Origin of the sequence: Vibrio sp. S12_S33 (assembly GCF_963889785.1) — a bacterium.
Classification (GTDB): Bacteria; Pseudomonadota; Gammaproteobacteria; order Enterobacterales; family Vibrionaceae; genus Vibrio; species Vibrio aestuarianus.
The window spans coordinates 1-1,482 of the sequence record NZ_CAWPQZ010000141.1 but is presented as its reverse complement, the minus strand read 5'-3'; the positions used below and the strand labels follow the sequence as shown (position 1 = coordinate 1,482).

Genomic DNA, 1,482 nt, shown 5'->3' with positions numbered 1-1,482 from the left:
TTTCCCAGTTTGATAATGCTCAGCAGCAAATGAGCCTATCGAAATTACAGAAAGCAAAAAACACCAAAACAATTTTTTCATTTATTTTTCCTCGAATATTCCTTATGACTTTAAGTAACATAACGCCGCATTAAGGTGTGAGCAACGCCACCACCGAACCTAAGCCATTGCGCCATAAACACAAAACCCAACGATGGAATGAAAATGCCATGCGTTGGGAATCACTCTTGAATGCTTTGTTATACGTTTGATGCCTCAGGAATAGCTATTAACTCACCTTCTACATCGAACATAAGTCCATCAACTACAGTCTTTACACGTTTGTTTTGCAAAAGAACTAGTAGTTCTTTCACGTACTCTTTAGTTTCTTGGACCAGTATTTTGCCATTAGCATCAAATTGAATTTGCCAATTTCCAGCCTCAGAAGCAGCATCCCGCAGTTTTTGTAACCAGATATCATTGTTAAAGTGCTGCTTGTCATACACTGACGCGAGTTGACGCATTAAGCGCTTATCCTCACCAACGATAGCCGTTAGTTTACTTGATTCCGAGTAATTCATAGCGTTACTGTCACCAAGAGCAGTTATTGCTTCGACTTTTTTCTCCTTTAATCGCTCATGGTAATTCATCGCTGTTTCAAATTGAGCTAGGTCAGCGATGAAAACATCTGAGTTGTATTGAATAAAGTCAATGTATGGCGTTATTTGAAATTTGGAGCTTTGATCGATTTCTACAACAAGTTGGTTGTCTTGGAAGTTTGGGCGCAACGTTTTGTTAGAAGTATTGTTTAGAGACCAAGCACCTTTGATGTAGCGAAATGCATAGATACTAACTTCTGGCTCACCAAATGTAAGTTGAATTACATATGAATTGTAACCGTTTAGTTCTGCTTCTTGATTGATAGTTGCAAGTTGCCCACTTTCAACTTTCTCTTTAAGTTGTGCTAAATCGGTCGAACTAGATTCAACATGAAAAAACCTATTATCTTGAATAGTGGTAATCGGGCGCAGCTCTTCAATGTGCTGATTACCTCGAATACATTCAATAACATATTGCCGAAAATGGTCTTGATAGTCCGAGTGTATTTTCAAGTTTTTGATTTCACCAAAACGCTTGGTTTTATTGCCAACTTTAACTTTGGCAACCCAAAGATTTACTGTCGCCTCTGAAAGGTCAAGAGACTGTAACTCAACAAGTTTGGCATCCAAGCTTGCTTGGTCGAGCTCTTGTTGAACTTCTTCTTGCAGCACTTCTGCTGTATTTGACTGATTTTGAGTCATATTGCTACCTATCAACTAACGCTGAAATAAAAGTGATTCCAGAATTTTCGAGAAATCTAACCTTTGAATCTGATTTACTAGGGTCTGTTGATCTTTCGTGATGATTTTTTGAACGGCATGGTGAAGGTTATAATCATTTCGCCAAAAACAAATCACAACTGAGTTCACCATGCCAAGGACAATGCTAACTGATAAACGATGG

The 1,482-nt window shown here is 38.4% G+C and carries 2 protein-coding genes; both read right to left on the bottom strand.

The window, feature by feature from the left end; genetic code table 11:
* Positions 1-239: 239 nt before the first annotated feature.
* A complete protein-coding gene (locus AACW06_RS19485; RefSeq protein ID WP_192076322.1) occupies positions 240-1,280 on the bottom strand; it encodes a Kiwa anti-phage protein KwaB-like domain-containing protein in 1,041 nt (346 codons plus the stop codon).
* A gap of 15 nt (positions 1,281-1,295) precedes the next feature.
* A partial coding sequence (locus AACW06_RS19480; protein ID WP_339379024.1) for a hypothetical protein occupies positions 1,296-1,482 on the bottom strand: 187 nt, incomplete at its 5' end.